The following is a 25,794-nucleotide window of genomic DNA, read 5'->3' as shown; positions in this document are numbered from 1 at the left end:
GGGCAGCGCGGCCGATGCCGGCCGCTTCTTCCTGGAGATGCCCGTGGATGCTACGAAAGACGCCGCCGCCTTCGAGGCGCTGGCTGGCGTGACGACCGCCACCCTGACCACCATCCTGCTCAAGAAGGGCCTGCGCAATGTCTGGATCCGCGGCGCCGTTCCGCTGGCGCCGGGGTTGCCGCGCATTGTCGGCCGCGCCTTTACGGCGCGCTTCATCCCGGCGCGCGAGGACCTGGCGACGCCGGAGTCGTGGAGTTCGCCCAAATCGACCCGCGCCGCCATCGAGCAGATGCCGGCCGGCTGCGTCGCCGTGGTCGATGCGCAAGGCGTCACGGACGCCGGCTTCTGGGGCGACATCCTGTGCGCGCGCATGGCGCGCCGCGGCGTGGCGGCGCTGGTCAGCGACGGCGCCGTGCGCGACCTGGCCGGCGTGCTGTCCACCGGCTTGCCGGTGTGGGCGCGCGGCGCGGCCGCGCCGCCCTCGGTGGCCGCGCTGACCTTCGTGGACTGGCAGCAGCCGGTCGGCTGCGGCGGCGTGGCGGTGTTTCCCGACGATGTCATCGTGGCCGACCAGGATGGCGCGGTGGTCATCCCGGCGGCGCTGCTGGACGAGGTGGTGGCGCTGGCGGTCGAACAGGAACGCCTGGAAGGCTGGATCATGGACGAGGTGCAGGCCGGCGCGGCCCTGCCAGGGCTGTATCCGCCCAATGCCGAACAGCGGGCCCGCTACGAGGCCGCCACGAGAGCGCGCTAGCTACTGAGCGCGTCCGCGGCCGCCGGCCTTGCGCGGCCGCGCCGCGGCGGGGGCGGCGGGCGCCGACGTCGCGGCCTGCAGCTGGTCCAGCCAGGCCAGGGCATCCAGGTATGCCAGGAATTGGCGCACGTAGGCCGGCGACAGTTCGTGCATCAGTGACAGCGCGCGGTGCACCAGGTGGTTCGAATTGAGCGGGCCGGCATTCTGGGGCACCTGCGCTTCCGATTGGCGCAGTTGCCGGTCGGTGCTGAGCCTGGCCCAGGTTGCGCGGAAATAATCGAGCGCCGCCAGTTCCGGATAACCGCCTTCCGGGGCTGGGCCGTCCGCCTGGCCGTCGCGGGCGAATTGGCGCAGCAGTCCGGCGAACGGTCCCGCCGGCGCGGCGGGAGCTTGCGCGCGATCGGCGGCCTCCGCGCGGCACGCCTGTTCCACGGCTTCGCCATATGCTTGCAGCAGCCCGGCCAGCCGCTCGTCCAGGATGCGGCGCGCCTCGCCCTCATGGCCCGCGGCGCGGCGCGCCAGCGCCGCGATGAAATGGAAGCGGGCGGGGTCCAGGCGATCGGCGCCGCGCTCGCGCCACGCGTCGAGCGTCGCCTGGGCGTCGCGCGGGCCGGCGTTATCCACGCGCGGCCACCGTGGCGGTGGAGGGCCGGGGCACCGGCGCGATCTCGACGCGGCGGTTCTTCGCGCGGCCGGCGTCATCGACATTCGGGGCCACCGGCTGCTGCGCGCCGAATGCGGCCGCGAAGACCGAGGAGGGCGCGATGCCGGCGTCGATCAGGGCGCGCGTCACGGTCAGGGCCCGTTGCGCGGACAGGTCCCAGTTGTCGGCGAAGCGGCGATTGGTGCCATGCACCGGCAGGTCGTCGGTGAAGCCGCTGACCATCAGGATTTCGTCGTGCGCCTGCAAATAGGCGGTCAGCGGCGTCACCAGGCTCTTCAGGATGTCCAGGCCCTCGGGCTGCAGCTGGTCGGAGTTCAGCGCGAACAGCACGCTGCCGCTGATGCCGATGCGTCCGTCCACGAAGGTGACCCGGCCTTCGGCCAGTGGGCCCGCCAGGGCCTGTTCCAGCGCCTCGCGCCGCTCGGTTTCGTGCTGGCGCTGCTTGACTTCGTCTTCCAGCCTGGCGGACAGCTCCAGTTGCACGCCGATGACGCTCACCAGCACCAGCACGAAGGCGCCCAGCAATACGGACATCAGGTCGCCGAACACGGTCCATGCCGGGGCGGTCGATTCCACGCCGGCGTCGATTTCCTCGTTCATGCGGTTTCGCTGCCGGCCGGGGCCCGCTGGGCGGCGAGCTGTTGCAGGTCTTCGACGATCTGCTTCTGCGACATCAGGCTCAGGTCGACGACTTCGCGCGCCTGCGCGACGTAATAGGCAAGCTGCTCGTCGCTGCGCGTCATGGATTTATCCAGGGCGGTCTCGATGCGCTGCAGGTGATCGACCAGCTTGTCATTGGACTGGCTGAACAGCTGCACGGCCGCGCCGAATGCCTCGCCCAGGCTGGCGACTTCGGCCGCGCTGCCGGTCACCTGCGCGGCGACGCTGCCGAGCTTGCCGGTTTCGTCCTCGACCTTGGCGACGAACTGGCTGCCGACCCGGTCCAGCAGCTCGGCGGAGCTCGAGACCAGCGCGTCGACCGCCGTGCGCTGCTCGGTGGCGGCATGGTTGACGGCGTCGAGCAGCGTGCCGAGCGTTTCCAGCAGGCGGCTGCGCTCTTCCAGCATGGCGTTGTCGCGTTCCATGCCTTCGGAGAGCTTCTGGCGCAGTTCGCCGATGACCTCGGCGGCCGCCTTGGGAGCCTCCGACGCGGCCTGCACCAGCCGGGCGATCTCGGCGATGGTGTCGCGCGCCTGTGCCCCGGTCTGCGACGAGATATCGTGCGCCGCGCGGGCCAGTGCATCGCAGATTTCCTGCTGGCGGCTGCTGGCGTGCGCGCCGGCTTGCTCCCACTCCTGGCGCAGCGTGGCGGCGATGGCGCCCAGGCTGTCGTTCCAGGCCGCCAGCCGCTGCTGGTCCTGGGACACCAATTGCGCCTGCAATTCGGCGTGCGACTGGCCCAGCGCGCGCAGCAAGCCGGCCGAATGCTGCTCGAATGCGGCCGCCGCCGCCGTCAGGGCGCGCTGGCTGTCGTCGGCCAGCTTGCCGTTGACGCGTTGCTGCTCGGCCAGGGCCGAAGTCCAGGCGCCGGCGGCCTGGCCGGCGGCGGCATCGAGGCGCGCGGATACGCCGTCGATCAGGCTGGCCGAGCGTTGCTCGAACGTGTCGGTGAAGCACTGCAGGGAATCGGCCAGCTTTTCGCTGGCGCGCTCTTGTTCGGCCAAGGCCGAAGTCCAGGCGCCGGCGGCCTGGCCGGCGGCGGCATCGAGGCGCGCGGATACGCCGTCGAGCAGGCCAGCCGAGCGCTGCTCGAACGTATCGGCATAGTGCTGCAGCGATGCGGCCAGTTTGTCGTTGACGCGCTCCTGGCCCGCCAGGGCGCCGCTCCAGGCGCTGGCGGCATTGGCGGCCGCGGCGTCCAGGCGTTCGGCCATGCCATCGAGCAGGCCGGCCGAGCGCTGCTCGAAGGCGTCCGCATGGCGCTGCAGGGCGGCGTCCAGCTTGGCATTGACGCGTTCCTGCTCGGCCAGGGCGGCGCTCCAGGCGCCGGCGGCCTGGCTGGCCGCCGTGTCCAGGCGTCCGGCCACGCCGTCGAGCAGGCTGGCCGAACGCTGTTCGAAAGTCGCGGCGAAGCGCTGCAGCGCCGCGTCCAGCTTGGTGTTGAGGGTGGCGTTGGCCTGTTGCTGCCCATCCAGTGCGCGGCTCCAGATGTCGCCCACGGTGGCGGTGGTGGCCTCGAACCGGCCGGCCAGGCCGTCGAGATGCCGCTGCACCGCATTGGCCACCTGGTCCTGCAGCGCGGCGGATTGGCTCGCCAGGCCCGCCAGCGCCGCCTCCACGGCCGGCTGGATCGCCGCGCCGGCGGCGCGCGCGCTGTCGGCGGCGCTCTGCTTGAGCGATTGCTCGACCGATGCGGCCAGGCGCGTGTAGGCGGCTTCCGTCTTGCCGTGGAAGTCGTCCTGGCCGGCGGCCAGCCGCTCGTTCATGGCCTGGGTCTGCCGTTCCAGCGCTGCCATCATGGCCTGCAGCCGGTCGACCAGGGCCGGCATGGCCTCGGCCTGCCGCTGCAGCAGCTTGAAGCTCTCCTCGCGCTGGTGGCTCTGCGAATAGATCCGCAGCGTGGTCGCGATGCTCGCGTCGAGCGCCTGCGCCGCCTCGAGGCGCTCGCGCCGGCACAGTGCGGCCAGCAGCCCCAGGGCGGCCGAACTGGCCACGCCCGCTACCGAGGTGCCGAAGGCGAATCCCAGGCCCTTGACCGGCGCCGCCAGCGAGGCGCGGATGGCTTGCAGGTCGACCGCGCTTTCCAGCGCCAGGCCGGTGCCGCGCAGCGTGGCCACCATGCCCAGGAAGGTGCCCAGCATGCCCAGCAGCACCAGCAGGCCGGCCAGGTACGGCGCCAGCGCCGGCCCCGGCAAGGCCGCGCGTTCGCCCTCGATGCGCAGGCGCGCGGCGTTGCGCAGGCCGGGATGCAGTTGGCCGAGCCATTGGCCGAGGCTGGCCGGCGCTTCGGACAGGCCTGCCAGGGCGCGCGTGAGGGTGGCGGTGCCCTGGCGGTAGCGCAGCAGTTCCAGCGCGCCGGCCAGGTAGAACAGGGCAATCAGGCCGGTCACGGCCAGGGCCAGGGGGTTGGAGCCGAGGTAGCCGGCGCCGATCCAGCACACGACGGCCAGGCCGGCCAGGAAAACAACGGAATGAACGAGATGTCGGGTCATGGTGTCCTAGGGGCGGTCGCGCAGGGCGGCCAGCAGCCCCTCGACCGGTTGCAGGCGAATGTCCAGTTCGGCCAGCAGGACGCTGCGCATGTCCTGCCGGAAAGTGGCCAGCCACGGGGCCGGCGCGGCCGCCGCCGGTTCGTCCGGCGCGTCCTGTGCTGCCTGGCGCAAGCGCGCGAAATGGCTTTCCAGCAGGGTGGGCACGGCGGCCAGCAGGCGCCGTTCGTGCGCGCCGAGCGAGCGGTCCATGACCGCGTCCATCATGGCCAGCCGGGCCATGCCCGGCATGCCGGCCAGGATCGCCCGTAGCCGGCTGCGCAACTGGCCGATGCGGGTCTCCATGGTCTGCTGCAGGGCCAGGTAGCGTTGCCGATGCGGCGCGTAATCGGTGCCGGCGTCGGGCGGCGTCTCGCGCACGACGGGCTGGCCGCGCCGCAGGATCGGCGCGCGCGCGCGCGTGCCGTCGTCGTCGATGGCATCTGCCAGCGCGGCCCGCAGGCGGGCGCATTCGTGTTCCTCGGCGCCGTCGGATGCCGGCGCGCCGGCCGGGGCCGCCTGGGCACCGCTGTCCAGCACGGCCGACAGGGCAATCGCGTCCGTCCAGCCGAGCCACAGGCTCAGCCGGTCCGCAAGCGATTGCCCGGATTCGGAGATATCGGCGTGTGCCAGGCGGGTCAGCAAGCGGACCAGGGCCGGTCCGCTGACGCCTGTACGCCGGGGTACTTGAACCATACCGCCAGAGTCGAAAATCCGGCAGTTTACAGGGTGCGCGGCAGGGACGCGCACAATCGCAACAAAATGTGAAAACAAGTGCCCGTCGTGGCGGCGCTAGGCGGCTTCCTGCTGTTCGAAGTGGGCCTTGAGCATTTCGTAGATGGCGAGGGTCAGCGGGCTGATGGTGTCGCCGCGCGTCCACAGCATGTAGGTCATGGGCGGCAGCGGCGGCAGGCCGTCGGCCTCGCCCAGCACGCGCATGTCGGCGCCCAGCAGCTCCACGCTGCGTGCGGTCACGCCCAGTCCCGCCCGCACCGCCGCCTTGATGCCCACCAGCGTGGGCGCCAGGTAGTTGATGTGCCAGGTCAGGCGGGTCTGCGCCAGCGCCTCGAGCGCCAGCCGGCGGAAGATGCTCGGTTCGTCGGCCAGGATCAGGGGCAGGGGAGCGCGCCGGTTGTAGACGTAGTCGGCGGCGCATATCCAGGCCGTGGGCGAGGTCCGCAGGGCAAAGCCGACCAGGTCGGGGCTGGTGCGGGTCGAGATGGTCAGGTCGATGTCGCCCGATTCCAGGGCTTCCATCAGGAACGGGCTGCGGTCCACGCGGATCTCCATGCGCACCTTGGGCGCGTGGCGCGCGATGTGCGTCAGCACCGGCGGCAGGATGGTGTCGGCCACGTCGAGCGGCGCGCCCAGCTTGATCTGGCCTTCCATCTGGTTGCGCCCGATGCTGCGCAAGGCCTCGTCATTGATGGCGAGCAGCCGCCGGCCGTAGTCGGCCAGCTGCTGGCCCTGCGCGGTCAGGATGCGGCGCCGCCCCTTCTTCTGGAACAGCGGGCAGCCCATCTGGCTTTCCAGCCGCTGCATCTGCTGCGTGACGGCCGACTGCGTCTTGTACAGGGCCTGGGCAGCGCCCGAGAATGTATTAGCCTTTTCTACGGTTACCAGTGTGCGCAGCAGGTCGAGGTCGAGATTTTTCATGGGGATTACCCTTAAACGCGCGATCTCGCCGAGCGGCGATTTCATAGATAAAGGATTAGGGGTGCTTATATGTTTCTTATAACAATTAATTTGTGGGCAGGGGACCCCGCTCCTATAGTCGTCTTCGCTACAGGAGACGACCCATGACCCAAGCCCACGACAAGCAGGCGGCCATCGCCCGCTTCATCGACACCGCAAAACAGCAGACCGGCGGCCACGTCACGCGCGAGAACCTCGCCGTCGTGCTGGACGCGCTGGTGGAGATCGCCGCGCGCCCGCAGTGGTGGTCCGAGGCGGACTATCCCGCGCCGGAAGGCGATGAACTGCAGGCCCGCTACCTGATCCACGAAGAGCCGGACAGCACTTACGCGCTGTACCTGAACGTGATGAGGCCGGGCAAGAAGATCGTGCCCCACAACCACACGACCTGGGCCTGCATCGCGGCCGTGGAAGGCACCGAGAGCAATTACCTGTACGAGCGCACCGACGACGGCAGCCGGCCCGGCCACGCCACGCTGCGCGAGACGGGCGTGCAGATGGTCTCGCCCGGCCAGGGCATCGCCCTGCTGGCGGACGACATCCACGCGGTGCGCATCGAGGATGCCAGCATCCGCCACCTGCACATGTACGGGCTGGCGCTCGAAAAACTCGACCAGCGCCTGGCCTACGACACCGAGAACCACACCTGCAAGGTCATGTCGGTGGGCGTGCAGACGCGCCGGAGCGCGTGATGCGCGCCCGCTCGACGCGGCTGGCGCACATGGGCCGGCCGGCCTCCGGCTGGGCCAACACGCCCATCGTGAAAGGCAGCACTTACCTGTTCGACAGCCTCGAGCAATGGCGCGACGCGCGCCAGCAGCGCGAGACGCAACGGGTGCTGTCCTACGGCGCGCGCGGCAACGAAACGGTATACGCGCTGGAAGACGCCATCACCGAACTGGAAGGCGGGCATCGCAGCAAGCTGTTCCCGACCGGGCTGGCCGCCATCGCCGCCACCCTGCTGGCCTGCCTGAAGACGGGCGATCACGTGCTGATCTCCGAGGGCGTGTACGAGCCGGTCAGGCGCCTGTGCGCGACGCAACTGGTGCATTACGGCATCAGCCACAGCTTCTTCAGCGCCCGCGACGCCGGCTGGCAGCGCCACCTGCGGCCCGAGACGCGCATGGTCTATGCCGAGTCGCCCAGTTCGCTGCTTTACGACATGCTGGACCTGCCGGCCATCGCCCAGGCCTGCCGGGCCCGCGGCATCGTGCTGTGCGCCGACAACACCTGGGGCTCGGGCCTGGCCTGCCAACCCCTGGCGCTGGGCTGCGATATCTCGGTGGTGGCGGCCACCAAATACCTGGGCGGCCACTCGGACGTCATGATGGGCTCGGTGACCACCACCGGCGCGCATTTCGACGCGATCGAGAACGTCAGCGTCAACCTCGGCCAGACGGTGTCGGCCGAGGACGCCTTCCTGGTGCTGCGCGGGCTGCGCACGCTCGATCTGCGGATGCGGCGGCATGCGCAAAGCGCGCTCGAGATCGCGGCCTGGCTGGCCGGCCAGCCGGCCATCAGGACGGTCTTCCACCCCGCGCTGCCCGGCGACCCGAACCATGCGCTGTGGCGCCGCGACGCGCAAGGCAGCAACGGCCTGCTGACCATCGAGTTCGATCCGGCGCTGCCGGCCGCCGCCGTGGAGGCGGCCATCGGCCGGCTGCAGTTGTTCGGCATCGGCTCGTCGTGGGGCGGCTATGAAAGCCTGGTACTGCCGGTGGACATCGCGCGCACGCGCCTGGCCGGCCAGGTCCCGGCGCCCGGCTACCTGCTGCGCCTGCACGTCGGCCTGGAAGATCCGGCCGACCTGCGGCAGGACCTGGGCGCGCTGCTGGATGCGCTGCCCGGTTTATCACAACAACAAGCGATTGCATGATGAACGACTCAACCCCGCGGTACATCGAGGCCCGCGACCTGAAAACGTGGATTCACGACGAGGCCGAGCTGGCCCTGCTGGACGTGCGCGAGCATGGCCAGTTTGGCGAGAACCACTTGTTCTTCGCCGTGCCGCTGCCCTACAGCGAACTGGAACTGCACATCGCGCGGCTGGTGCCGCGCACCGGCACGCGCATGGTGATCTATGGCGATAACCGCACCGAGTCCGCGGTGCTGGCGGCCGCGCGCGTGCTGCAAGGCCTGGGCTACGGCCAGGTGCACGTGCTGCGGGGCGGCATCGAGGCCTGGGCCGAGGCCGGCTATGCCACCTTCGCGGGCGTCAACCTGCCCAGCAAGACATTCGGCGAGATCGCCGAGCATGTCTATCACACGCCCAGCGTGTCGGCCGGCAAGCTGCACGAGATGCTCAACGATGCGTCGGAGAATCTCATCGTGCTGGACGGCCGGCCGGTGGCCGAGTACCGGAAGATGAACATCCCGGGCGCCATCTGCTGCCCCAACGGCGAACTGGCGCTGCGCATCGGCGAACTGGCGCCCGACCCGCGCACCAAGATCGTGATCAACTGCGCCGGCCGCACGCGCAGCATCATCGGCGCGCAGACGCTGATCAACCTGGGCATCCCCAACGAAGTCTACGCGCTCGAAAACGGCACCCAGGGCTGGTACCTGGCCGACCTGCCGCTCGAACACCAGTCCGGCCGGGTGTATCCCGAGCACGTCCCGGCGCAAGGCCTGGACGCGCTGCGCGAGCGCGCCGGCCGGTTGCGCGACAAGTTCGCGCTGCCCGTCGTGGACGCGGCGCAAGTGCGCGCCTGGCTGGCCGACGCGAGCCGCAATGTCTTCCTGTGCGACGTGCGCACCGAGGAGGAACACCGGCAGGGCGACCTGCCGGCGCTGGCGCAGCATACGCCGGGCGGGCAGTTGATCCAGGCCACCGACCAGTACATCGGCGTGCGCAAGGCGCGCATCGTGCTGTGCGACACCGACGGCATCCGGGCGCCGGTGGTGGCGAGCTGGCTCAAGCAGCTCGGCTGGGACGTCAGCCTGCTCGCCTGCCCGCAAGACCTGGGCGAGCTGCCGGCGGGCGCCGCGCCTGCCCCGGCGCTGGCGCATACCCGCGAGGTGCCGGCGGAGCAATTGGCCGCGTTCGTCGCGGCCCATCCCGACGCGGCCATCCTGGACGCCCGGCCCAGCGCCCGGTTCCGCCAGGCCAGCCTGCGGGGCGCGGCGTGGACGATCCGCCCGATGCTGCCGCAGCAGCTCGCCGGACGGCCGGCGGGGCCGCTGCTGCTGCTGGGCGACAGCCGCGCCAGGCTCGGCCTGCTGGCCCACGACCTGGAACAGGCCGGCCGGCGCGATATTCATCTGTGCGTGATCGACGACGCGGCCCTGCGCGCGTCGGGCCTGCCGCTGGCCGACAACGCCGACCTGCCGGACGAGGTCTGCATCGATTACCTGTTCTTCGTGCACGACCGCCACGACGGCAACAAGGAGGCGGCGCGCAAGTACCTGGAATGGGAAACCAACCTGGTATCGCAGATCGACGAACAGGAACGCAGGACGTTCTCAGTGGGCGCCTAGCCCTGACACAGGAGGAGAGAAGACATGCACCACCCGATCAACAAATACTTGGCCCTGGGGGCCGTCATCGCCGCGGCGGCCTGGGCCGGCCCGGCGGCGGCCAGCCAGCTGGACGACATCAAGGCGCGCGGCACCATCGTGTGCGGCACGCAGAACGCCAGCGCGCCCTATGGCTACCAGGACCCGGCCACCCGCGAGTACGTCGGCTACGACGTCGACATGTGCAAGGCCGTGGCCGGCGAGATGGGGCTGAAGGTCCAGCACAAGCCGGTCTCGACCGAGGCGCGCATCCCGGAGGTGAAGATGGGCCGGGTCGACATGATGGCCGGCGCGGTGGCGTGGCTGCCCAAGCGCGCCGAGCAGGTCGATTTCAGCGACCAGTACCTGCAGGGCTACATCAAGGTGCTGGTCAAGGAGGATTCCGGCATCAAGACGCTGGCCGACCTGAAGGACAAGAAGGTCTGCGCCTCGTCGGGCTCGAGTTCGGCCGCGATCGCGCAGAAAGTGCTGCAGGATGCCCAGGTGCTGACCTTCCAGAACATCTCGCAATGCTATGTGGGGCTGCAGAGCGGCAAGGTGGCCGCCATGACCGCGGGCGAGCTGGTGCTGCGCCGGTTCCTGAACGACTCGCGCGAGGAAGGCAAGCCCACCGCCTTGCTGGAGCAGCCCACCCATACCGAGCACATCGGCATCATCGTCAAGCAGGGCGAGCCCGAGCTGCTGGCGGCCATCAACCAGGCGATCGCCGCGCTGGACAAGTCGGGCGAGCTGACCCGCATCTACGACAAGTGGATGGGCGCGGGTTCCATCTACAAGATGAAGCGCGACTTCAAGGTGGAGTCGGTGGCGACGGCTTCCCAGGCCGACGCGGCCAAGTAGCCAGGCAACCGGAGCAGGGAGGCGCCGCGGCGCCTCCGCCATTCCCATGGATTTTTCTTTCTCTATGCTGTCCGACCCGGAGATCATGGGCATGCTCATGACCGGCGTCGGCATTACGCTGCGCCTGTTCGCCGGCGCGCTGGCGGGCGGCTTCCTGGTGGCGCTGGCGCTGACCGGCGTCAACCTGGTGCCGTCGCGCATCGTGCGGGCGCTGGTGGCGCTTTATGTGGAATATCACCGCAATGTGCCCACGGTAGTGCAGATCCTGGTCTGGTACTTCGGCATGCCGGAGATCCTGCCCGCGGCGATCCGCGACTGGATCAACCAGGGCAATACCGAATTCTCGTTCGCCCTGATCGCGCTGTCGCTGAACGTCAGCGCCTATTACTACGAGGACATCCGCTCCGGCATACGGGCGATCGCGGCGACGCAGATCGAGGCCGCGCGCTCGGTCGGCCTGAGCGCCGTGCAGGCGCTGTGCTATGTGGTGCTGCCGCAGGCGGTGCGCTACGCGGTGCCGCCCATCATCAACCGGTCCATCATCCTTTTCAAGGACACCAGCCTGGCCATGGTGATCGGCGTCACGGACCTGACCTACCAGACCAAGCGGATCGAGAACGCGACCTTCCAGACGTTCCAGGTCTTCATGATCTCCACGCTGATTTATTTGTGCATGGCGTTGCTGATCTCGGCGCTGGGCGCCCACCTCGCGCGCAAGTATCCGGCCAGTTTCAGGAGTCGAACATGATCGAGTTCCTGCACACCTACGGCATGATGTTCCTGGTGGGGTCGTGGCCCAACGGCCCCATCGGCGGGTTCGCCGGCACGCTGATCCTGGCCGCCCTCGGGCTGGCGGGGGCGTTTCCGTTCGCCCTGCTGATCGGCGTGGCGCGCACCAGCGACAACCGCGCCGTGCAATGGGCGTCGATGGCCTGGGTCTACACCTTCCGGTCCATCCCGCTGATCATGATCGTGTTCTGGGCGTATTTCCTGCTGCCGGCGCTGACCGGCATGGAGGTGCCGCCGTTTTCCACTGCCCTGGCGGCGATCATCGTCTACGAATCGGCCTTCCTCGCCGAGATCGTGCGGGCCGGCATCCAGTCGCTGCCGGCCGGCCAGGTGGAAGCCGCGCGGGCGGTGGGGCTGGGCTATTTCCAGACCATGTGGTCGGTGCAGCTGCCGCAGGCGCTGAGCAACATGATCCCGTCGCTGCTGAACCAGTTCGTCTCGACCATCAAGGCGACCTCCATCGTCTACATCATCGGCGTCCAGGAAGCGGCGTTCTCGGCCCAGCAGATCAACAGTATCGAGTTGACGGGCGCGCTGCGCACCTACCTGGTGCTGGCGCTGTTTTATTTCTTGTTGTGCGCGCTGCTGTCGCGGCTGGCCAAGCGGCTGGAGCAGCACCTGCAGAACCGGCGCCTGGGGCTGGCGATATAGCCAGGCGCGCATGGAGAGACAAATGATCCAGTTCGAAAGCGTGAACAAGTGGTACCGCAAGTACCACGCCCTCAACAACATCTGCGGCGAAGTCCGCACCGGCGAGGTGCTGGTGGTGTGCGGCCCGTCGGGGTCGGGCAAGTCGACCATGATCCGCACCATCAACAAGCTGGAGGAGATCCAGAGCGGCACCATCCGTGTGCAGGGCCAGAGCATCAGCGGCGACAAGATCGACATCAACCACCTGCGCGCCCGCATCGGTTTCGTGTTCCAGCAGTTCAACCTGTTCCCGCACCTGTCGGTGAAGGACAATATCGCGCTGTCGCCCATCAAGGTCGGCGGCATGGCCCGCAAGGAAGCCTACGAACTGGCCGGCGAGCTGCTGCGGAAGGTCGGCCTGGCCGACAAGCTCGACGCCATGCCGGCCAACCTGTCGGGCGGCCAGCAGCAGCGCGTGGCGATCGCGCGGGCACTGGCACAGAAGCCGCCGCTGATCCTGTTCGACGAGCCCACCAGCGCGCTGGATCCGGAGATGGTCGGCGAGGTGCTGGGCGTCATGAAGAACCTGGCCGCCGAAGGCATGACCATGGTGTGCGTGACGCACGAAATGAACTTCGCGCGCGAAGTGGCCGACCGCGTCTGGTTCATGGACCGGGGCGAAATCCTGGAGGACGCCCCGCCGGCCGAATTCTTCTCGCGCCCGCGCCATGAGCGGGCCCGCAAGTTCCTGGCCGACATCATTCACTGAGCCCCGGCGGGGGGCGCTACTGCAGCCGGATGCCCAGCTCCTTGATGAGCGGCTCCATGTCGGCGCGGTCGGATTCGATGGTGGCGGCCAGGTCGTCCGGACTGCCGCCGACCGGGATCATGCCCAGCGTCTGCATCTGCGCCCGCATGGCGGGTTCCCGCAGGATGGCCGCCACCGATTCGTGGATGAACGCCACGCGCTCGGCCGGCATGCCGGCCGGTCCCATCAGGCCGATCCAGGGCTGCGGCGCGTAGTCTTGCAGCCCCGATTCTGCCAGCGTCGGAGTGCCGGGCAAGCCGGCGAAGCGCTGCGGGCTGGTGATCGCCAGCGCGCGCACCCGGCCGCTGTCGATCAGGCCCTTGGCGCTGGACGGCGCATCCAGCGCGACATCGAGTTGTCCGCCGATCAGGTCGCTTTGCGTCTTGCCGGAGGACGACGACGGCACGTAGAGCGCCGTGATGCCGGCGCGGCGCGCGGTCTGTTCCCATACCAGGTGAAACGCCGTGCCGATGGAGAACGAGCCGACCGTCAGGTTGCGCGCCTTGCTGGCGCGCACGAAATCCTGCCAGGTCTTGATCGGGCCGTCGGCCGGCGCGATGAAAATGAACGGCGTGCGCGCGACCAGCGAAATGGGCTGCAGGTCGCGGCGCGTGTCGTAGGGCAGTTTGTCGACCGCGAACGGCACGATGGTGACGGCGGAGGCCACCACCATGCCCAGCGTGTAGCCGTCCGGCTCGGCCTTGACCAGCGCGCCCGTGCTGATGATGCCCGATGCGCCGGGGCGATTTTCCACCACCACCGGCTGGCCCCAGGTCTCGCCCAGCCGCTTGGCCAACACGCGCAGCATGACGTCCACCGGGCCGCCCGGCGGGTTGGAGACAATGATCGTGACCGGCCGGTCCGGATACGCCGCCGCGGCGGCAGCCGGGATCAGCAGGGCGAGTGCGGCGGCAATGAGCTTGATGCGCATGGATGTTCCCCTTGGAGTTTGTTTTGTCGGTATGGCGGCGCGCGTCCCGGGTGCGCAGCTCTAGGCCAGCAGTTGCTGATGGGGCGCAGGCTCCCAGCCGGGCGACTCGCCCCGGATGAAGCCGATCCAGGCCCGCTGCACGGCCTGGCTCAGTTGCCCGGCATGCCGCGGGTCCAGGCCGCGTAGCATGGGCGCCGCGGCGAAGGCGGGCAGGGTGCCGAACACGAAGGGCAGTTCGATGCAGTGGCAGGCGCCGTAGCGCGGCGCGGGCGCGACATCGAAGCGTGCCAGCCACGCTTGCCGGCCGCGCGCGGCGGCCTGTTCGGCCCATTGCCGCGACGGGCGGCCGAATATCCGCTCGCCCAGCTCGCGGTCGGCCGCGGCGACGCCGTGGCCGGGAAAAGCCGCCATCTCGTCGCGCGTGACGCTGACCAGCACGTCGGCGCGGCCCGTCGCTTGCTCCAGCGCGGGGGCGATGTCGTGGGGCAGGATCGCGCCGTCGAGCACGGGGCAGAACAGGCTGCGCTGCGTGCCTTCGGCGCGCAGCGCCTCGGCGACCGCGGGAGCGCGTTGCGCGTCGAGCAGCGCCTCCACCGGCAGGGCGCGCGCCGCCGCCAGGTCGGACGCGCCGGCGGCCCGCAGGAACGCCTGGCTCAGCAGCCAGGCCTGTTCCGCGCTGCGGAAGCCGCGGCCCAGCGCGGCGCTTTGCAAGATCGCCCGCGAGAAGCGCGGCCGGCGGGCCAGCATGGCGCAGATCGACGAGGCGCCGGCCGACTGGCCCATCACGGTCAGGCGGGCCGGGTCGCCGCCGAAGGCGGCAATGTGGTCCAGCACCCAGTCGATGGCCAGCTCCTGGTCCAGCAAGCCGGCGTTGGCCGCCTCGCCCGGCACGTACAGCCAGCCCAGTGCCGCCAGGCGGTAGTTGACCGCGACCACCACCACGTCGCCCCGCGCCGCCAGGCGGGCGCCGTCGTACCAATCCAGCGCGCCGCCGCCGCTTTGCCAGGCGCCGCCGTGCAGCCAGACCACCACCGGCCGTCGCGAGGCATCCGGGTTGGGAGTCCAGACGGTCAGGTGCAGGCAGTCTTCCGATTGCGGGACGTCGAAGTCGCCCATGGCATCGCGCAGGCGCGACGGCAACTGCGGCGCGACGGGGCCGGGCCGGGTGGCATCGCGCGGACCGCGCCACGCCGCCGGCCGCGGCGCCGCGAACCGCAGCGCGCCGATCGGCGCCTCGGCGTACGGGATGGCGCTGAAACGGCATACGCCGTGTTGGCGCATGCCCGTCAGCGGGCCCTGCTCCAGTTCAACCCGAACGGTCGTGCTCATGTTCCTCCCCGGGCGTGTCGTCATGGCCGCGTCATGGGGCGGCCTTGCCGTTATGGTAGGAAGGAACCCGCGCGCGCGGGCATGCGGATTTCGAACCAAGCCATGCGGACTGCGCATGGCCCGGTTGCGTCCTACGCTTCCAGGTCGAGCTGCTCGGCCTGGATGACCTGGGCCAGCATGCTGGCGAAAGCCCGCGCCTGGCGGGTGCTGGGCCGGTCGCGCCGCCAGATCGCGGCCAGCGGCGAGCGCTTCAGCGCCGGCCGGCACGGCAGTACGTGGAAATCGCCGCGCGTCCGGCCAACCGCCGCCACGCTGCCGGGCAGCATCCACAGGTAATCGCCGGCCAACAGCATCTCGCGCCCGAATTCCGGCGACAGCGCGCCGATCATGTCCGGAATGGCCAGGCCGGCCTGGCGCAGCGAGTTCTCCAACTCGCCGCGGATGCGGCTGCCCGGCAGCGCGGTAATCCACGGGTAGCGCACGTAGTCGGCCAGAGTGGCGCCGGTCTGCGCCGCCAGCGGGTGGGCGTGGGCGCAGGCCAGCACCACCGGGTCGTTGAGCAGCGGGGCCGAGCGATACACCTGCGGATTGACCGTCGCCGAAAACCGGCTGATCAGCACGTCGAGCGCGCCGGCGTCGAGGTCCTCGATCAGCTTTTCGTGCGTGCCGATCTCCAGCGTGAGCATGATGCGCGGATAGGCCTCGCGGAACAGGCGCGCACCCTCGGCCACCGGCCAGCCGGCGAACATCGAGAAACAGCCGACCGTCAGGCTGCCTTCCTCGCCGCGCAGCACGGCCGCCAGGTCGATCTCGGCCGTGCGGAAGCCGGACAGCAGCAGACGCGCATGCCGGCACATGGCCGCGCCCAGCGGCGTGCAGGAAGTGCCGCGCGCCGTGCGCTCGAACAGGCGGGCACCGACCAGTTCCTCGATTTCCGCGATGGCGCGCGACAGGCCGGACTGGGTGCTGTGCAATTGCGCCGCGGCCTTGGACAGGTTGCCCAGCTCGGCCACGGCCAGCACGATCTCCAGGTGGCGGATGCGGAGCTTGCCGCGAAAGGGCGTCATGGCTGCGGTGCGCTGTCGGGTGAACAGTCCCTAGGTCGTCGGCAGCGCGATTCCCAGCGCCGCGAAGGCGCCGCCGCAGACCTTGTTGAAGCGCTTGCCGGCGCGCTCCAGCCACGGCCGGATGCGATGCGCGGTGCGCGCCAAGCCATATTCGACGATGAATTCCATGGCCGCGAAGGTGGCCGCCATGACCGCGAACTGGGCCGCCAGGCTGCGCGCCGGATCGATGAACTGCGGCAGGAAGGCGCCGAAGAACAACAGCGCCTTGGGGTTCGACACCGCCGACAGCAGGCCCTGGCCGAACAGCCGCGCCGGCCGCGCCGCCGGCGCGCTGGGTTCGGCCTGCAGCCGCACCGCGGGCGCGCGCCACAGCTGGATGCCGAGGTAGACCAGGTAGGTGCCGCCCACCCATTTCAGCAGGATCAGCGCGGGCGACCAGGCCTTGAGCAGGGCGCTGATGCCCAGCATGGAGAGCGCGATCACCAGGATGAAGCCCAGCGTGCCGCCGGCGATGGTGCATACCGCCTTGCGGTGGCCATGCAGGGCGCCGTGCGTCAGCGCCAGCAGCGTGTTGGGACCGGGAGTGAGCGACAAGCCGGTCACGGCGACGAGATACAGCAGCCAGGTGTGCAGCGTCATGGTATTTCTAGCCCAGGGCATGAGAATGCCGCGGCGGCGGATGCGGCGCGGCAAGGGCATTGTACGGAGATCCCATGAGATTCGACGTGTACGGACGCTACCGGCTGGAGATCCTGAGAAGCGCCGGCGGCTGGCAGGTGTATCGGGAAACGGCCGGCAAGCGGGTGCCGGTCGACGACCTGGTGCTGCCGCCGGACCTGGACGCCGCCGATATCCCGGCATACCTGGACGACCTGCTGCACGAGCTGTCGCCGCCGGGCGGGCGCATCGTGCCGTTGTAGCGCGCGGACGCCGTCAGTTGGGCGGAGCGGGCAGCGGCGCGGCGCGCCGCAATTCGCCCGGCGGGTGGCCCAGCACGCGCTTGAAGGCCCGGCTGAAGGCCGCCAATGAACCGTAGCCGAGCCGGTAGGCCACGGTCTCGATGGCCTCGCGGTCGCGGCTGATCCATTGCATGGCCAGGCGCATGCGCAATTCGGTCAGGTAGCGCACCGGCGTCATGCCGGTCACGGCCAGGAAGCGCTCGGCGAACACCGAGCGCGAGCTGCCCATTTCCGCCGCCAACTCGGCCACGGTCCAGTTGCGGCCCGGGTCGCGGTGCAGGGCCAGGAACACCTTGCCCAGGCGCGGGTCGCGCAGGGCCTGGACCCAGCCGGTGGCGTCGCCGCAGCCGCATTCCACCCAGGCCCGCACGATGAAGGCGGACACCACGTCCGCCAGGCGCGCCAGGATGCCGGCGAAGCCGGCGCGCCGGGCCAGCGATTCGCGTTCCATGGCTTCCAGCATGGGCCGCAGCTCCGGATTGCGTTCCAGCAGCGTGCCGACGAACATCACCTCGGGCATGGACGCCACCAGCAGTTGCATGCCGCCCAGGTCGAACTCCATGCAGCCGCTGAAGATCAGCACGCCGCTGACGGGACAGGCCGCGCCGTCGGGCGGCGTCACGGCGCACACGGTGGCGCAGAGATTGGTGGAGGCGAACACGTCGATGTCCCGGCTGGCGACGTCCGGCGCCGACAGCAGCTCATGCTGGCCGCCCTGCGGCAGCAGCAGCGCGTCGCCGGTAGCGAGCGGGAATTCCTGGCCGCTGGCCGTGCGCAGCAGCACCGGCCCACGGCCGATGAAATGAAACTGCGCGCGCCCGGGGGCGTTGCCGAACGCCAGCCCGAAGGGCGCGTCCATTTCGATGCGCCGGTATTTCACCCCCACCAGGCGCATGCCCATCAGCAGTTCGCTGGCCAGATCGTGGCCGGGCGTCGGGGCCGGGATTTTCGGTGCCATCAGGATCGGACGATCAGTCAATAATATCGGATTTTATATCATAGACCGTCCGGGCTCGCGCGCTTACGCTGCCATATCGCTTGAATTACCTAAGGAAGCACTCGATGGAAGCACGTATGCAAGCCGCCACGGGCCCCGTTCCCGCGCCGGACAAACCCGCCTGGAACGCGGTGTTCTCGCTGGCCCTGGGCGTATTCGGGCTGGTGACAGCCGAATTCCTGCCCGCCAGCCTGCTGACGCCCATGGCCGCCAGCCTGGACGTGAGCGAAGGGCTGGCGGGGCAGGCCGTCACGGTCACGGCCGTCATCGCCTTGATGGCGGGCCTGCTGATCCCGACCATGACCCGCGGCATCGACCGGCGCTACGTGTTGCTGGCGTTCTCGGCCCTGCTGATGGTGTCCAACCTGCTGGTGGCGTTCGCGCCGAATCTGCAGATACTGCTGGGGGCCCGCGTGCTGCTGGGCGTGGCGATCGGCGGCTTCTGGACCATGTCGGCCGCCACCGCCATGCGCCTGGTGCCGGCCGACCTGGTGCCGCGCGCCTTGTCGATGATCTTCGCCGGCGTGTCGGCCGCCACCATTGCCGCGGCGCCCTTGGGCAGCTATTTTGGCGACCTGATCGGCTGGCGCAACGTCTTCCTGCTGGCTACTGTGCTGGGCCTGCTGGCATTCGCCTGGCAATGGCTGGCCCTGCCGCGCATGGCGCCGGCCGGCGCGACGCGGCTCGGCACCATGGTGGAAGTCCTGCGCCGCCCGGGCGTGGCGGTCGGCATGTTCGCCTGCCTGCTGGTGTTCGCCGGCCATTTCGCGTTCTTCACCTACCTGCGGCCGTTCCTGGAAAACGTGACCGGCGTGGGCGTGGTCGGCGTGTCCGGCATCTTGCTCGGCTTCGGCGTGGCCAATTTCCTCGGCACGTCGCTGGCCGGCTTTTTGCTGGAGCGCAACCTGCGGGCGACACTGATGCTGATGCCGCTGCTGATGGGCACGATCGGCCTGATCCTGGCCGGCCTGGGCGGCGCGCCGCTGGCCGACGCGGGGCTGGTGGCGCTGTGGGGCATGGCCTTCGGCGCGGTGCCGGTGGCGTGGAGCACCTGGCTGACCCGCGTGGTGCCGGACGAGGCCGAGAGCGGCGGCGGCCTGATCGTGGCGGCCGTGCAGTTCGCGATCGCCGCCGGGGCGGCCGCCGGCGGCGTGGTGTTCGACGCCAGCGGCGCGCGCGGCGTATTCCTGGGCAGCGGGCTGGTGCTGCTCACGGCGACGCTGTGCGTGTTTGCCGTGTTCCGCGCGCGGACCTTGCCGGTGGCCCAGTAGCGGCCGGGGGCTAGCGGGCTGGCAGCGTCGCGCCGGTATCCGCCACGATGGCCCGGACGCAGGCCAGCAGGCGCGGCGCCACCTCGCTGGCCAGGGTCTCGGCGGGCAGCTTGAAGGCCGGGCCGCCGCAATTCACGGAATAGATTTCGCCGTCGGGCATGACGAGCGGCGCGGCGATGGCGTTCACATCCGGATGCCATTCGCCGTGCGATGCCACATAGCCGGTCTCGCGATATTGGGCGATGGCCTGCTCCAGTTGCGGCGCCACGGCGGGCCAGCGGTTTTCCATGCTGATGCGCAGCGTTTCGATCAGGCGTTCGCGGTCGGGGGCCGGCAGCGCCGCCAGGTAGGCGCGTCCCGAGGCCGAGGTGGCCAGGCCCAGCCGGTCGCCCACGCCGATGCGCATGACCAGCGCGGCGGACAGCGGCCGCACTGTCTCAAGCAAGACCATTTCCAGCCGGTCGCGGGTGCCCAGGTGTACGGTCACGCCGGACGCTTCGGCGAAGGCGCGCATGTGCACGCGCGCCTCGGCGCGCATGTCCAGCTTGCCCAGGTAGGCATTGCTGAGCGCCATGACGCCCGGCCCCAGGGCATAGCGTTCGGTTCCCGGCATGCGGCGCAGCAGCCCGGCCGCCAGCAGGGTGCCGACCAGGCGCGACGCAGTGGGCTTGGGAATGGCCGTGCCTTCCGAGATTTCCTTGAGCGTGGCGGCTTCGTCGCCGGCGGCGACACAGCGCAGCACCGCCAGCCCGCGCGCCAGGGCGCTGACTTCGCCTTCGATGGGCTCCCCGTGCGGGACGTCATGCATGTGAAAGGTCTCCTGTAGCGGATCGGTCGCGCAATTCTGAAACGCAGGGCCGCAGGCGGATTGTAATGGCCCGCTGGAGTGCTTGTTTATTGATCAAACTCAAATATAATAAAATTAAATTTCATTATTAGGAGGAGATCATGCCCTTGGTATTGACGCCGATCCAACCCGGCTTCGCCGCCGAAGCGAGCGGCCTGGACCTTGCAGCGCCGCTGGGTGAAACGGATATCCAGGCCATCGAGGCGGCCATGGACCGGCACGCGGTGCTGGTGTTCCGGGGGCAGGCGCTGGCGCCGGAGGCGCAGCTGCAATTCGCCGAAAATTTCGGAAAACTGGACCTTGGTTTCAAAAAAGCGTCAAAGGCGCCCAATCGGCTGGCCCGCGAGGAACTGCTCGACATATCCAACGTGGACGAAACCGGGCGGGTGGCCGATCGCAACCACCGCAAGATTGTCGGCAACCTGGCGAACCAGCTCTGGCACAGCGACAGTTCGTTCCAGGACCCGCCCGCGCGCTATTCCATGCTGCACGCGGTGGTCCTGCCGGAACAGGGCGGCGAAACCGAGTTCGCCGATATGCGGGCCGCCTACGATGCCTTGCCGCAAGCGCAGAAGCAGCGGCTCGCGGGGCTGCATGCCCAGCACTACGCGCTGCATTCGCGTTTCCTGCTGGGCGATACCGACTATTCCGAAGAGCAGCGCGAGGCGATTCCGCCCGTGCTGTGGCCGCTGGTGCGCCGTCACCCCGGCAGCGGGCGGGATCTGCTGTTCATCGGGGCGCACGCCAGCCATGTGGCGGAACTGTCGGTGGCCGAAGGCAGGCTGCTGCTGATGGACTTGCTCGAGCATGCCACCCAGCCTCGCTTCGTCTATCGCCACGTCTGGCAGCCGGCGGACCTGGTGATGTGGGACAACCGCAGCACCCTGCACCGCGGCCGCGCCTTCGACCTGTCGGCCCGGCGCGAATTGCGCCGCACCACGACCGTGGACGCGGCCTGAGGCGCCCCGCCTCGCACAACCACGACAAGATCCGCGTCACGCGGAGGAGGAGACAAGCATGAAACAAGCGCTCATCGCCGCGGCCGCCTGCGTGGCCGCGCTGGCCGGCGCCGCGCCGGCGCCGGCGGCGCCCGCCTATCCCGCCGGACCGGTGCACCTGGTGGTGCCGTTCCCCGCCGGCGGCCCGACCGATACCCTGGCCCGCCTGCTGGCCGAGGGGCTGCAGGCGCAGTGGCGCCAGCCGGTCATTGTCGAGAACAAGCCGGGCGCCGGCACATTGATCGGCGCGGACTACGTGGCCAAGGCCGCGCCGGACGGGCAGACCGTGGGCATGGTGATCAGCGCATACACCATCAATCCCTCGGTGCGCCCTTCGATGCCCTACGACACGCTGCGCGACCTGCAGGGTGTCACGCAGTTGGCCGAATCCAAGCTTGCGCTGGTTGCGCGGGCCGATGCGCCATTCGACACGGTGCCCGAGCTGATCGACCTGGCGCGCCGGCGGCCCGGCAAGCTGACCTATGCCTCGCCGGGCGCGGGGACTTCCACGCATCTGGCGGGGGAACTGTTCAAGCTCGCCGCCGGCGTCGATATCGTCCACGTGCCCTACAAAGGCAGCAGCCCGGCCCAGACGGACCTGATAGGCGGCCAGGTGGACTTGATGTTCGACCTGCTGCAATCGGCATTGCCGATGGTGCGCAGCGGCCGCTTGAAAGTCATCGCCCTGGCTTCGCCGCGGCGTGACCCGGCCTTTCCCGACTACCCGACGGTGGACGAGACGCTCGACGGCTTCGAGGTCGGCAGCATGTTCGGACTGGTGGCCCCGGCCGGGACGCCGGCGGGCAGCCTGCAGGCCATCCGGGACGCGGCCGCGCAGGTCATCCATTCACCCAAAGTGGCGCAAGCCATGGCCGAGCTGGGCATGACGCCGGTGGCCTCCACGCCAGCCGCCTTCGACCGCTTCCTGCGCGACGAGATCGACAAGTGGCGCAAGGTGGCGCAACAGAGCAACGTCCGCATCGAGTAAGCCCGGCGCGGGCGCCGGCTCAGACAGCGGCCCGCTGATTGACGCGCCGGGACAGTTCTTCGGCGCTTTCCTTGCGTTCGCTGTAGCGGTCCACCAGGTACGGCGCCGCCTCGCGCGTCAGCAGCGTGAACTTCACCAGTTCTTCCATGACGTCGACGATGCGGTCGTAATAGGGCGACGGCTTCATGCGGCCCGCGTCGTCGAATTCCTGCCAGGCCTTGGCCACCGACGACTGGTTCGGGATGGTGATCATGCGCATCCAGCGGCCCAGCACGCGCATCTGATTGACGGCATTGAACGATTGCGAACCGCCGCTGACCTGCATCACGGCCAGCGTCTTGCCCTGGGTGGGCCGCACCGCGCCGATCGACAACGGGATCCAGTCGATCTGTGTCTTCATCAGCCCCGTCATGGCGCCGTGGCGCTCGGGCGAACTCCACACCATGCCTTCGGCCCACTGCACCCATTCGCGCAGTTGCGCCACCTTCGGGTGGTCGTCGGGCGCGCCGTCGGCCAGCGGCAGGCCGCGCGGGTCGTACAGCCGCGTTTCCGCGCCCATGGCGCGCAGCAGGCGGGCGGCCTCTTCGGCGGCGAAGCGGCTGAACGAGCGTTCGCGCAGGGACCCGTAAAGCAGCAGGATGCGCGGCGGGTGGGTCATGCGGCCGCCGGCCAGGCGCGTGTCGACGGAAGAGTCGAAGCAGCCGGGCTGCACATTGGGCAAGTCTTTCAGCATGGTGATTCCAGGGGGTTCAGGATGCGGCCGATTCGTACCAGCCGCGCGTGCGGTTGACCACGCGCACGACCAGCAGCATGACGGGGACTTCGATCAGGACGCCGACCACGGTGGCCAGGGCGGCGCCCGACTGGAAGCCGAACAGGCTGATGGCCGCGGCTACCGACAGCTCGAAGAAATTCGACGCGCCGATCAGCGCAGATGGACAGGCGACACTGTGCTGTTCGCCGGCCCGCCGGTTCAGCCAATACGCCAGGCCGGCATTGAACAGCACCTGGATCAGGATCGGCACCGCCAGCATGGCGATCACCAGCGGTTGTTGCAGAATGGCCCGGCCCTGGAAGGCGAACAGCAGCACCAGGGTCAGCAGCAGCGCGGCCATCGAGGCCGGGCCGACGCGCGCCATGGCCTGTTCGAAAGCGGCCGGGCCGCGGCGCAGCAGGGCGCGCCGCCACGCCTGTGCCAGGGCGACCGGGATCACGATGTACAGCGCCACGGAGGCAAACAGGGTGTCCCATGGGACGGCGATGGCGGAGATGCCCAGCAGCAGGCCCACGATGGGGGCAAAGGCGAACACCATGATGGCGTCGTTGAGGGCCACCTGGGACAGCGTGAAGGCGGGGTCGCCGCCGGTCAGGCGGCTCCAGACGAAGACCATGGCGGTGCACGGCGCGGCGGCGAGCAGGATCAGCCCGGCGATGTAGCTGTCGAGCTGGGCGGCCGGCAGCCAGGGCGCGAAGACGTGGCGAATGAACAGCCAGCCCAGCAGCGCCATGGAGAACGGCTTGACGGCCCAGTTGACGAACAGGGTCACGCCGATGCCGCGCCAATGGCGGCGCACCTGGCCAAGCGCGCCGAAGTCCACCTTCATCAGCATCGGGATGATCATGACCCAGATCAGCAAACCCACCGGCACATTGACGCGCGCGATTTCCAGCCGCGCGATGGACTGGAACAACGCCGGCGCGGCCTGCCCGAGCAGCACGCCGGCGACGATGCACAGCAGCACCCACAAGCTCAGGTAGCGCTCGAACAGGCTCATGGCGCCCGCCGGGCGCGCCATGGCGCAGCTGCCGTCGGCCATGGCGCGCCTCAGGCCTTGCCGATGTCGCGCAACTGCTGCTGCAGCGACATGCCGTCGAGCCGTTCCAGCGGCAGGGCGAGGAACAGTTCGATGCGGCGCTTGAGCGCCAGGGCGGCATCCTGGAAGGCCTTCAGGCGCTCTTCTTGCGTGCCCGCGGCGGCGGCCGGGTCGGGCACGCCCCAGTGCGCCGTCATGGGCTTGCCCGGCCAGATGGGGCACGCCTCGCCGGCGGCGTTGTCGCACACGGTAAAGATGAAGTCGAATTGCGGGCCGTCCGGCGTGGCGAACTCGTCCCAGCTCTTGCTGCGGTAGCCATCGGCCGGCAGGCCCAGCCGCTGCAGCGTGGCCAGCGCCAGCGGGTGGACTTCGCCCTTGGGCTGGCTGCCGGCCGACCAGGCGCGGAACCGCCCCTGGCCCAGCCCGTTGAGCAGGCCTTCGGCCAGGATCGAACGGGCCGAATTGCCCGTGCAGATGAACAGTGCGTGGTAGATCTTGTCCGGCATGGTTGCCTCAGCAGCGTGGGTTGCCTGGAAGGAAGCCGGGCGTGACTTCGCAGGCGCCGCCCTGGCAGCAATGCTCGGTCAAGTAGCCCAGCAGGGCGTTCATCCGGCCGAAGTCGGCGCGGTAGATGAGATTGCGGCCTTGTTGTTCGACGCTGACCAGGCCGGCGTGCGCCAGTTCCTTCAAGTGGAACGACAGCGCACTGCGGGCCACCTCCAATTGGTCGGCCAGCACGCTGGGGGTCAGGCCGGCGAGGCCGGCGACCACCAGGGCGCGGAACAGCCGCAGGCGGTGCGGATGCGCCAGCGCGGACAGCGCGGCGACGGCGTGGTCTTCGGTCATGATTCAATAATTCAACGTTTATTGAATAGTAGCCTGCGGCCGGCATAATCGCAAGCCGCGGCGAGCGTCCTCAACGCAGGTGCGCGGTGGCTTCCTCTTCCACCATGGCCTTGATGTCGCGCGCCATGGGCTGGCGCCATTCCTCCAGCACGTGCGCCACCAGGCCGATGGCCCGCGACATGACGCCGATGCCGCGCACGATGCGCCAGGGCAGGCGCAGTTCGCTGGCGACCGCGGCGATCGCGCCGGTGGCATTGACCGGCAGGCTCTTGCCCAGGCGCCGCTGCGCTTCGGCCGCGACGGCCTGCATCAGCGCCACGTAGGGGCCGTCGAAACCGTTCTCGCGGGCAATCTCGAACAGGCGCGGGGCGCGCGGATCGACCGGCTTGTGCATGTGGTGGCCGATGCCTGGGATGGCGCCGCCGCGTTGCGTGCACTGGTCCACGATGCGCGCGGCCAGCGCCGGGATGTCGGCCGGCGCGGCCGGGTCGGGCAACGCTTCCTGCAGCAGCCGCGCGGCGTTCTCCATGCTGCCGACGAACACGCTGCCCAGGCCGTTCAGGCCGGCCGCCACTGCCGCCTGCATGGCCTCCGGCGCGCCGGCGATGGTCAGGCGCGCCGCGATGGCGCTGGGCGTCATGCCGTGCTCGACCAGGATCACCGCCAGCGCGTTGAATACCCGCGACTCGCGTTCATTGGGCAGGCGGTCGGCCAGTTCCAGGAACGCCATGTCGCCCAGCGAGACCTTGCCCATGATGTCGCGGCATAGGTCCAGCCCTTTGATGGTGATCTTGTCCTCGGTACTCCAGCAAATGTCTGTCCTCAATTGCTTGCGCTTGGCCATGGCGGCGGGTCTCCTTCGT

At 69.6% G+C, this 25,794-nt stretch carries 28 protein-coding genes; 12 read left to right on the top strand and 16 right to left on the bottom strand.

All coding sequences use genetic code 11. From position 1 onward, the window contains the following. The first annotated feature begins 43 nt into the window (after positions 1-43). Positions 44-754, top strand: a complete 711-nt coding sequence (locus ACKTT0_RS03025) for a ribonuclease activity regulator RraA (RefSeq protein ID WP_407847998.1) — start codon at positions 44-46, stop codon at positions 752-754. On the opposite strand, the gene ACKTT0_RS03020 is transcribed toward ACKTT0_RS03025, so the two are convergent. From ACKTT0_RS03020 to ACKTT0_RS03000, 5 genes are all read right to left on the bottom strand, one after another. After that, positions 755-1,378, bottom strand: coding sequence for a DUF2894 domain-containing protein (locus tag ACKTT0_RS03020; RefSeq protein ID WP_407847996.1), 624 nt, complete (start codon positions 1,376-1,378; stop codon positions 755-757). Further along, on the bottom strand, positions 1,371-2,018 hold the full coding sequence (locus ACKTT0_RS03015) for an OmpA family protein (RefSeq protein ID WP_407847994.1): 648 nt from the start codon (positions 2,016-2,018) through the stop codon (positions 1,371-1,373). Before ACKTT0_RS03015 ends, ACKTT0_RS03020 begins: the two co-directional genes overlap by 8 nt. Continuing rightward, positions 2,015-4,570, bottom strand: a complete 2,556-nt coding sequence (locus ACKTT0_RS03010) for a DUF802 domain-containing protein (RefSeq protein ID WP_407847992.1) — start codon at positions 4,568-4,570, stop codon at positions 2,015-2,017. The genes ACKTT0_RS03015 and ACKTT0_RS03010 overlap by 4 nt, the downstream gene beginning before the upstream one ends. Before the next feature lie 6 nt (positions 4,571-4,576). Then, positions 4,577-5,302 (bottom strand): DUF3348 domain-containing protein, encoded by a 726-nt coding sequence (locus ACKTT0_RS03005; RefSeq protein WP_407847990.1) that lies wholly within the window; start codon positions 5,300-5,302, stop codon positions 4,577-4,579. A 96-nt stretch (positions 5,303-5,398) separates the two neighbouring features. Continuing rightward, positions 5,399-6,262, bottom strand: a complete 864-nt coding sequence (locus ACKTT0_RS03000) for a LysR substrate-binding domain-containing protein (protein WP_407847988.1) — start codon at positions 6,260-6,262, stop codon at positions 5,399-5,401. Positions 6,263-6,405: 143 nt separating this feature from the next. Here ACKTT0_RS03000 and ACKTT0_RS02995 point away from each other — a divergent pair, with 143 nt between their 5' ends. From ACKTT0_RS02995 to ACKTT0_RS02965, 7 genes are read left to right on the top strand one after another with little or no spacing between them, the layout of a single operon-like run. Beyond that, complete coding sequence (locus ACKTT0_RS02995; protein ID WP_407847986.1) at positions 6,406-6,993, top strand: cysteine dioxygenase family protein; 588 nt, start codon at positions 6,406-6,408, stop codon at positions 6,991-6,993. Beyond that, the gene (metC, locus tag ACKTT0_RS02990) at positions 6,993-8,177 is read left to right on the top strand and encodes a cystathionine beta-lyase (RefSeq protein WP_407847984.1); all 1,185 of its coding nucleotides are present in this window, start codon (positions 6,993-6,995) and stop codon (positions 8,175-8,177) included. The genes ACKTT0_RS02995 and metC overlap by 1 nt, the downstream gene beginning before the upstream one ends. Continuing rightward, positions 8,174-9,778, top strand: coding sequence for a rhodanese-like domain-containing protein (locus ACKTT0_RS02985; RefSeq protein WP_407847982.1), 1,605 nt, complete (start codon positions 8,174-8,176; stop codon positions 9,776-9,778). The genes metC and ACKTT0_RS02985 overlap by 4 nt, the downstream gene beginning before the upstream one ends. A gap of 24 nt (positions 9,779-9,802) precedes the next feature. Beyond that, positions 9,803-10,657 carry an ABC transporter substrate-binding protein gene (locus ACKTT0_RS02980; RefSeq protein ID WP_407847980.1) on the top strand — a complete coding sequence of 285 codons (855 nt, stop codon included), beginning with the start codon at positions 9,803-9,805 and terminating at the stop codon, positions 10,655-10,657. A gap of 46 nt (positions 10,658-10,703) precedes the next feature. Then, positions 10,704-11,405 carry an amino acid ABC transporter permease gene (locus ACKTT0_RS02975; RefSeq protein ID WP_407847978.1) on the top strand — a complete coding sequence of 234 codons (702 nt, stop codon included), beginning with the start codon at positions 10,704-10,706 and terminating at the stop codon, positions 11,403-11,405. After that, entirely contained in the window at positions 11,402-12,097 is a 696-nt protein-coding gene (locus ACKTT0_RS02970) for an amino acid ABC transporter permease (RefSeq protein WP_407847976.1), read from the top strand. Before ACKTT0_RS02975 ends, ACKTT0_RS02970 begins: the two co-directional genes overlap by 4 nt. A gap of 22 nt (positions 12,098-12,119) precedes the next feature. Further along, a complete protein-coding gene (locus ACKTT0_RS02965) occupies positions 12,120-12,845 on the top strand; it encodes an amino acid ABC transporter ATP-binding protein (protein WP_407847974.1) in 726 nt (241 codons plus the stop codon). A gap of 16 nt (positions 12,846-12,861) precedes the next feature. On the opposite strand, the gene ACKTT0_RS02960 is transcribed toward ACKTT0_RS02965, so the two are convergent. The 4 genes from ACKTT0_RS02960 to ACKTT0_RS02945 all read right to left on the bottom strand — a co-directional run bounded on the left by ACKTT0_RS02960 (position 12,862) and on the right by ACKTT0_RS02945 (position 16,850). Continuing rightward, a complete protein-coding gene (locus ACKTT0_RS02960) occupies positions 12,862-13,815 on the bottom strand; it encodes a Bug family tripartite tricarboxylate transporter substrate binding protein (RefSeq protein ID WP_407847972.1) in 954 nt (317 codons plus the stop codon). Positions 13,816-13,875: 60 nt separating this feature from the next. Then, positions 13,876-15,144, bottom strand: coding sequence for a carboxylesterase/lipase family protein (locus tag ACKTT0_RS02955; RefSeq protein WP_407847970.1), 1,269 nt, complete (start codon positions 15,142-15,144; stop codon positions 13,876-13,878). Positions 15,145-15,275: 131 nt separating this feature from the next. Next, positions 15,276-16,211, bottom strand: coding sequence for a LysR family transcriptional regulator (locus ACKTT0_RS02950; protein ID WP_407847968.1), 936 nt, complete (start codon positions 16,209-16,211; stop codon positions 15,276-15,278). A 30-nt stretch (positions 16,212-16,241) separates the two neighbouring features. Continuing rightward, on the bottom strand, positions 16,242-16,850 hold the full coding sequence (locus ACKTT0_RS02945) for a LysE family translocator (RefSeq protein ID WP_407847966.1): 609 nt from the start codon (positions 16,848-16,850) through the stop codon (positions 16,242-16,244). A 74-nt stretch (positions 16,851-16,924) separates the two neighbouring features. On the opposite strand from ACKTT0_RS02945, the gene ACKTT0_RS02940 reads away from it, so the two are divergent. Next, positions 16,925-17,131 carry a DUF7661 family protein gene (locus ACKTT0_RS02940; RefSeq protein WP_407847964.1) on the top strand — a complete coding sequence of 69 codons (207 nt, stop codon included), beginning with the start codon at positions 16,925-16,927 and terminating at the stop codon, positions 17,129-17,131. A gap of 13 nt (positions 17,132-17,144) precedes the next feature. On the opposite strand, the gene ACKTT0_RS02935 is transcribed toward ACKTT0_RS02940, so the two are convergent. Continuing rightward, positions 17,145-18,128, bottom strand: a complete 984-nt coding sequence (locus ACKTT0_RS02935) for an AraC family transcriptional regulator (RefSeq protein WP_028352467.1) — start codon at positions 18,126-18,128, stop codon at positions 17,145-17,147. Between the two features lie 104 nt (positions 18,129-18,232). Between ACKTT0_RS02935 and ACKTT0_RS02930 the strand changes: the two genes are divergently transcribed. Next, positions 18,233-19,438 carry an MFS transporter gene (locus ACKTT0_RS02930; RefSeq protein WP_407847962.1) on the top strand — a complete coding sequence of 402 codons (1,206 nt, stop codon included), beginning with the start codon at positions 18,233-18,235 and terminating at the stop codon, positions 19,436-19,438. Between the two features lie 10 nt (positions 19,439-19,448). Here the strand turns inward: ACKTT0_RS02930 and ACKTT0_RS02925 are convergent, their stop codons facing one another. Further along, positions 19,449-20,246, bottom strand: a complete 798-nt coding sequence (locus ACKTT0_RS02925) for an IclR family transcriptional regulator (RefSeq protein ID WP_407847960.1) — start codon at positions 20,244-20,246, stop codon at positions 19,449-19,451. Positions 20,247-20,386: 140 nt separating this feature from the next. Between ACKTT0_RS02925 and ACKTT0_RS02920 the strand changes: the two genes are divergently transcribed. Continuing rightward, positions 20,387-21,244, top strand: a complete 858-nt coding sequence (locus ACKTT0_RS02920; RefSeq protein WP_407847958.1) for a TauD/TfdA dioxygenase family protein — start codon at positions 20,387-20,389, stop codon at positions 21,242-21,244. A gap of 58 nt (positions 21,245-21,302) precedes the next feature. Beyond that, the gene (locus ACKTT0_RS02915; protein WP_407847956.1) at positions 21,303-22,271 is read left to right on the top strand and encodes a tripartite tricarboxylate transporter substrate binding protein; all 969 of its coding nucleotides are present in this window, start codon (positions 21,303-21,305) and stop codon (positions 22,269-22,271) included. 19 nt (positions 22,272-22,290) lie between these two features. On the opposite strand, the gene arsH is transcribed toward ACKTT0_RS02915, so the two are convergent. The 5 genes from arsH to ACKTT0_RS02890 all read right to left on the bottom strand — a co-directional run bounded on the left by arsH (position 22,291) and on the right by ACKTT0_RS02890 (position 25,775). Then, on the bottom strand, positions 22,291-23,004 hold the full coding sequence (gene arsH / locus ACKTT0_RS02910) for an arsenical resistance protein ArsH (protein ID WP_407847954.1): 714 nt from the start codon (positions 23,002-23,004) through the stop codon (positions 22,291-22,293). A 16-nt stretch (positions 23,005-23,020) separates the two neighbouring features. Continuing rightward, complete coding sequence (gene arsB / locus ACKTT0_RS02905) at positions 23,021-24,088, bottom strand: ACR3 family arsenite efflux transporter (protein WP_407847952.1); 1,068 nt, start codon at positions 24,086-24,088, stop codon at positions 23,021-23,023. Between the two features lie 8 nt (positions 24,089-24,096). Beyond that, complete coding sequence (locus tag ACKTT0_RS02900; RefSeq protein ID WP_407847950.1) at positions 24,097-24,591, bottom strand: arsenate reductase ArsC; 495 nt, start codon at positions 24,589-24,591, stop codon at positions 24,097-24,099. 7 nt (positions 24,592-24,598) lie between these two features. Further along, positions 24,599-24,931 carry an ArsR/SmtB family transcription factor gene (locus ACKTT0_RS02895; RefSeq protein ID WP_407847948.1) on the bottom strand — a complete coding sequence of 111 codons (333 nt, stop codon included), beginning with the start codon at positions 24,929-24,931 and terminating at the stop codon, positions 24,599-24,601. A 70-nt stretch (positions 24,932-25,001) separates the two neighbouring features. Continuing rightward, on the bottom strand, positions 25,002-25,775 hold the full coding sequence (locus ACKTT0_RS02890; protein WP_407847946.1) for a citryl-CoA lyase: 774 nt from the start codon (positions 25,773-25,775) through the stop codon (positions 25,002-25,004). Between the last annotated feature and the right edge of the window lie 19 nt (positions 25,776-25,794).

It is taken from the genome of Bordetella saccharivorans (genome assembly GCF_045862855.1).
Classification (GTDB): domain Bacteria; phylum Pseudomonadota; class Gammaproteobacteria; order Burkholderiales; family Burkholderiaceae_B; genus Bordetella_A; species Bordetella_A petrii_F.
This window is presented reverse-complemented; position numbering and strand designations above follow the sequence as displayed.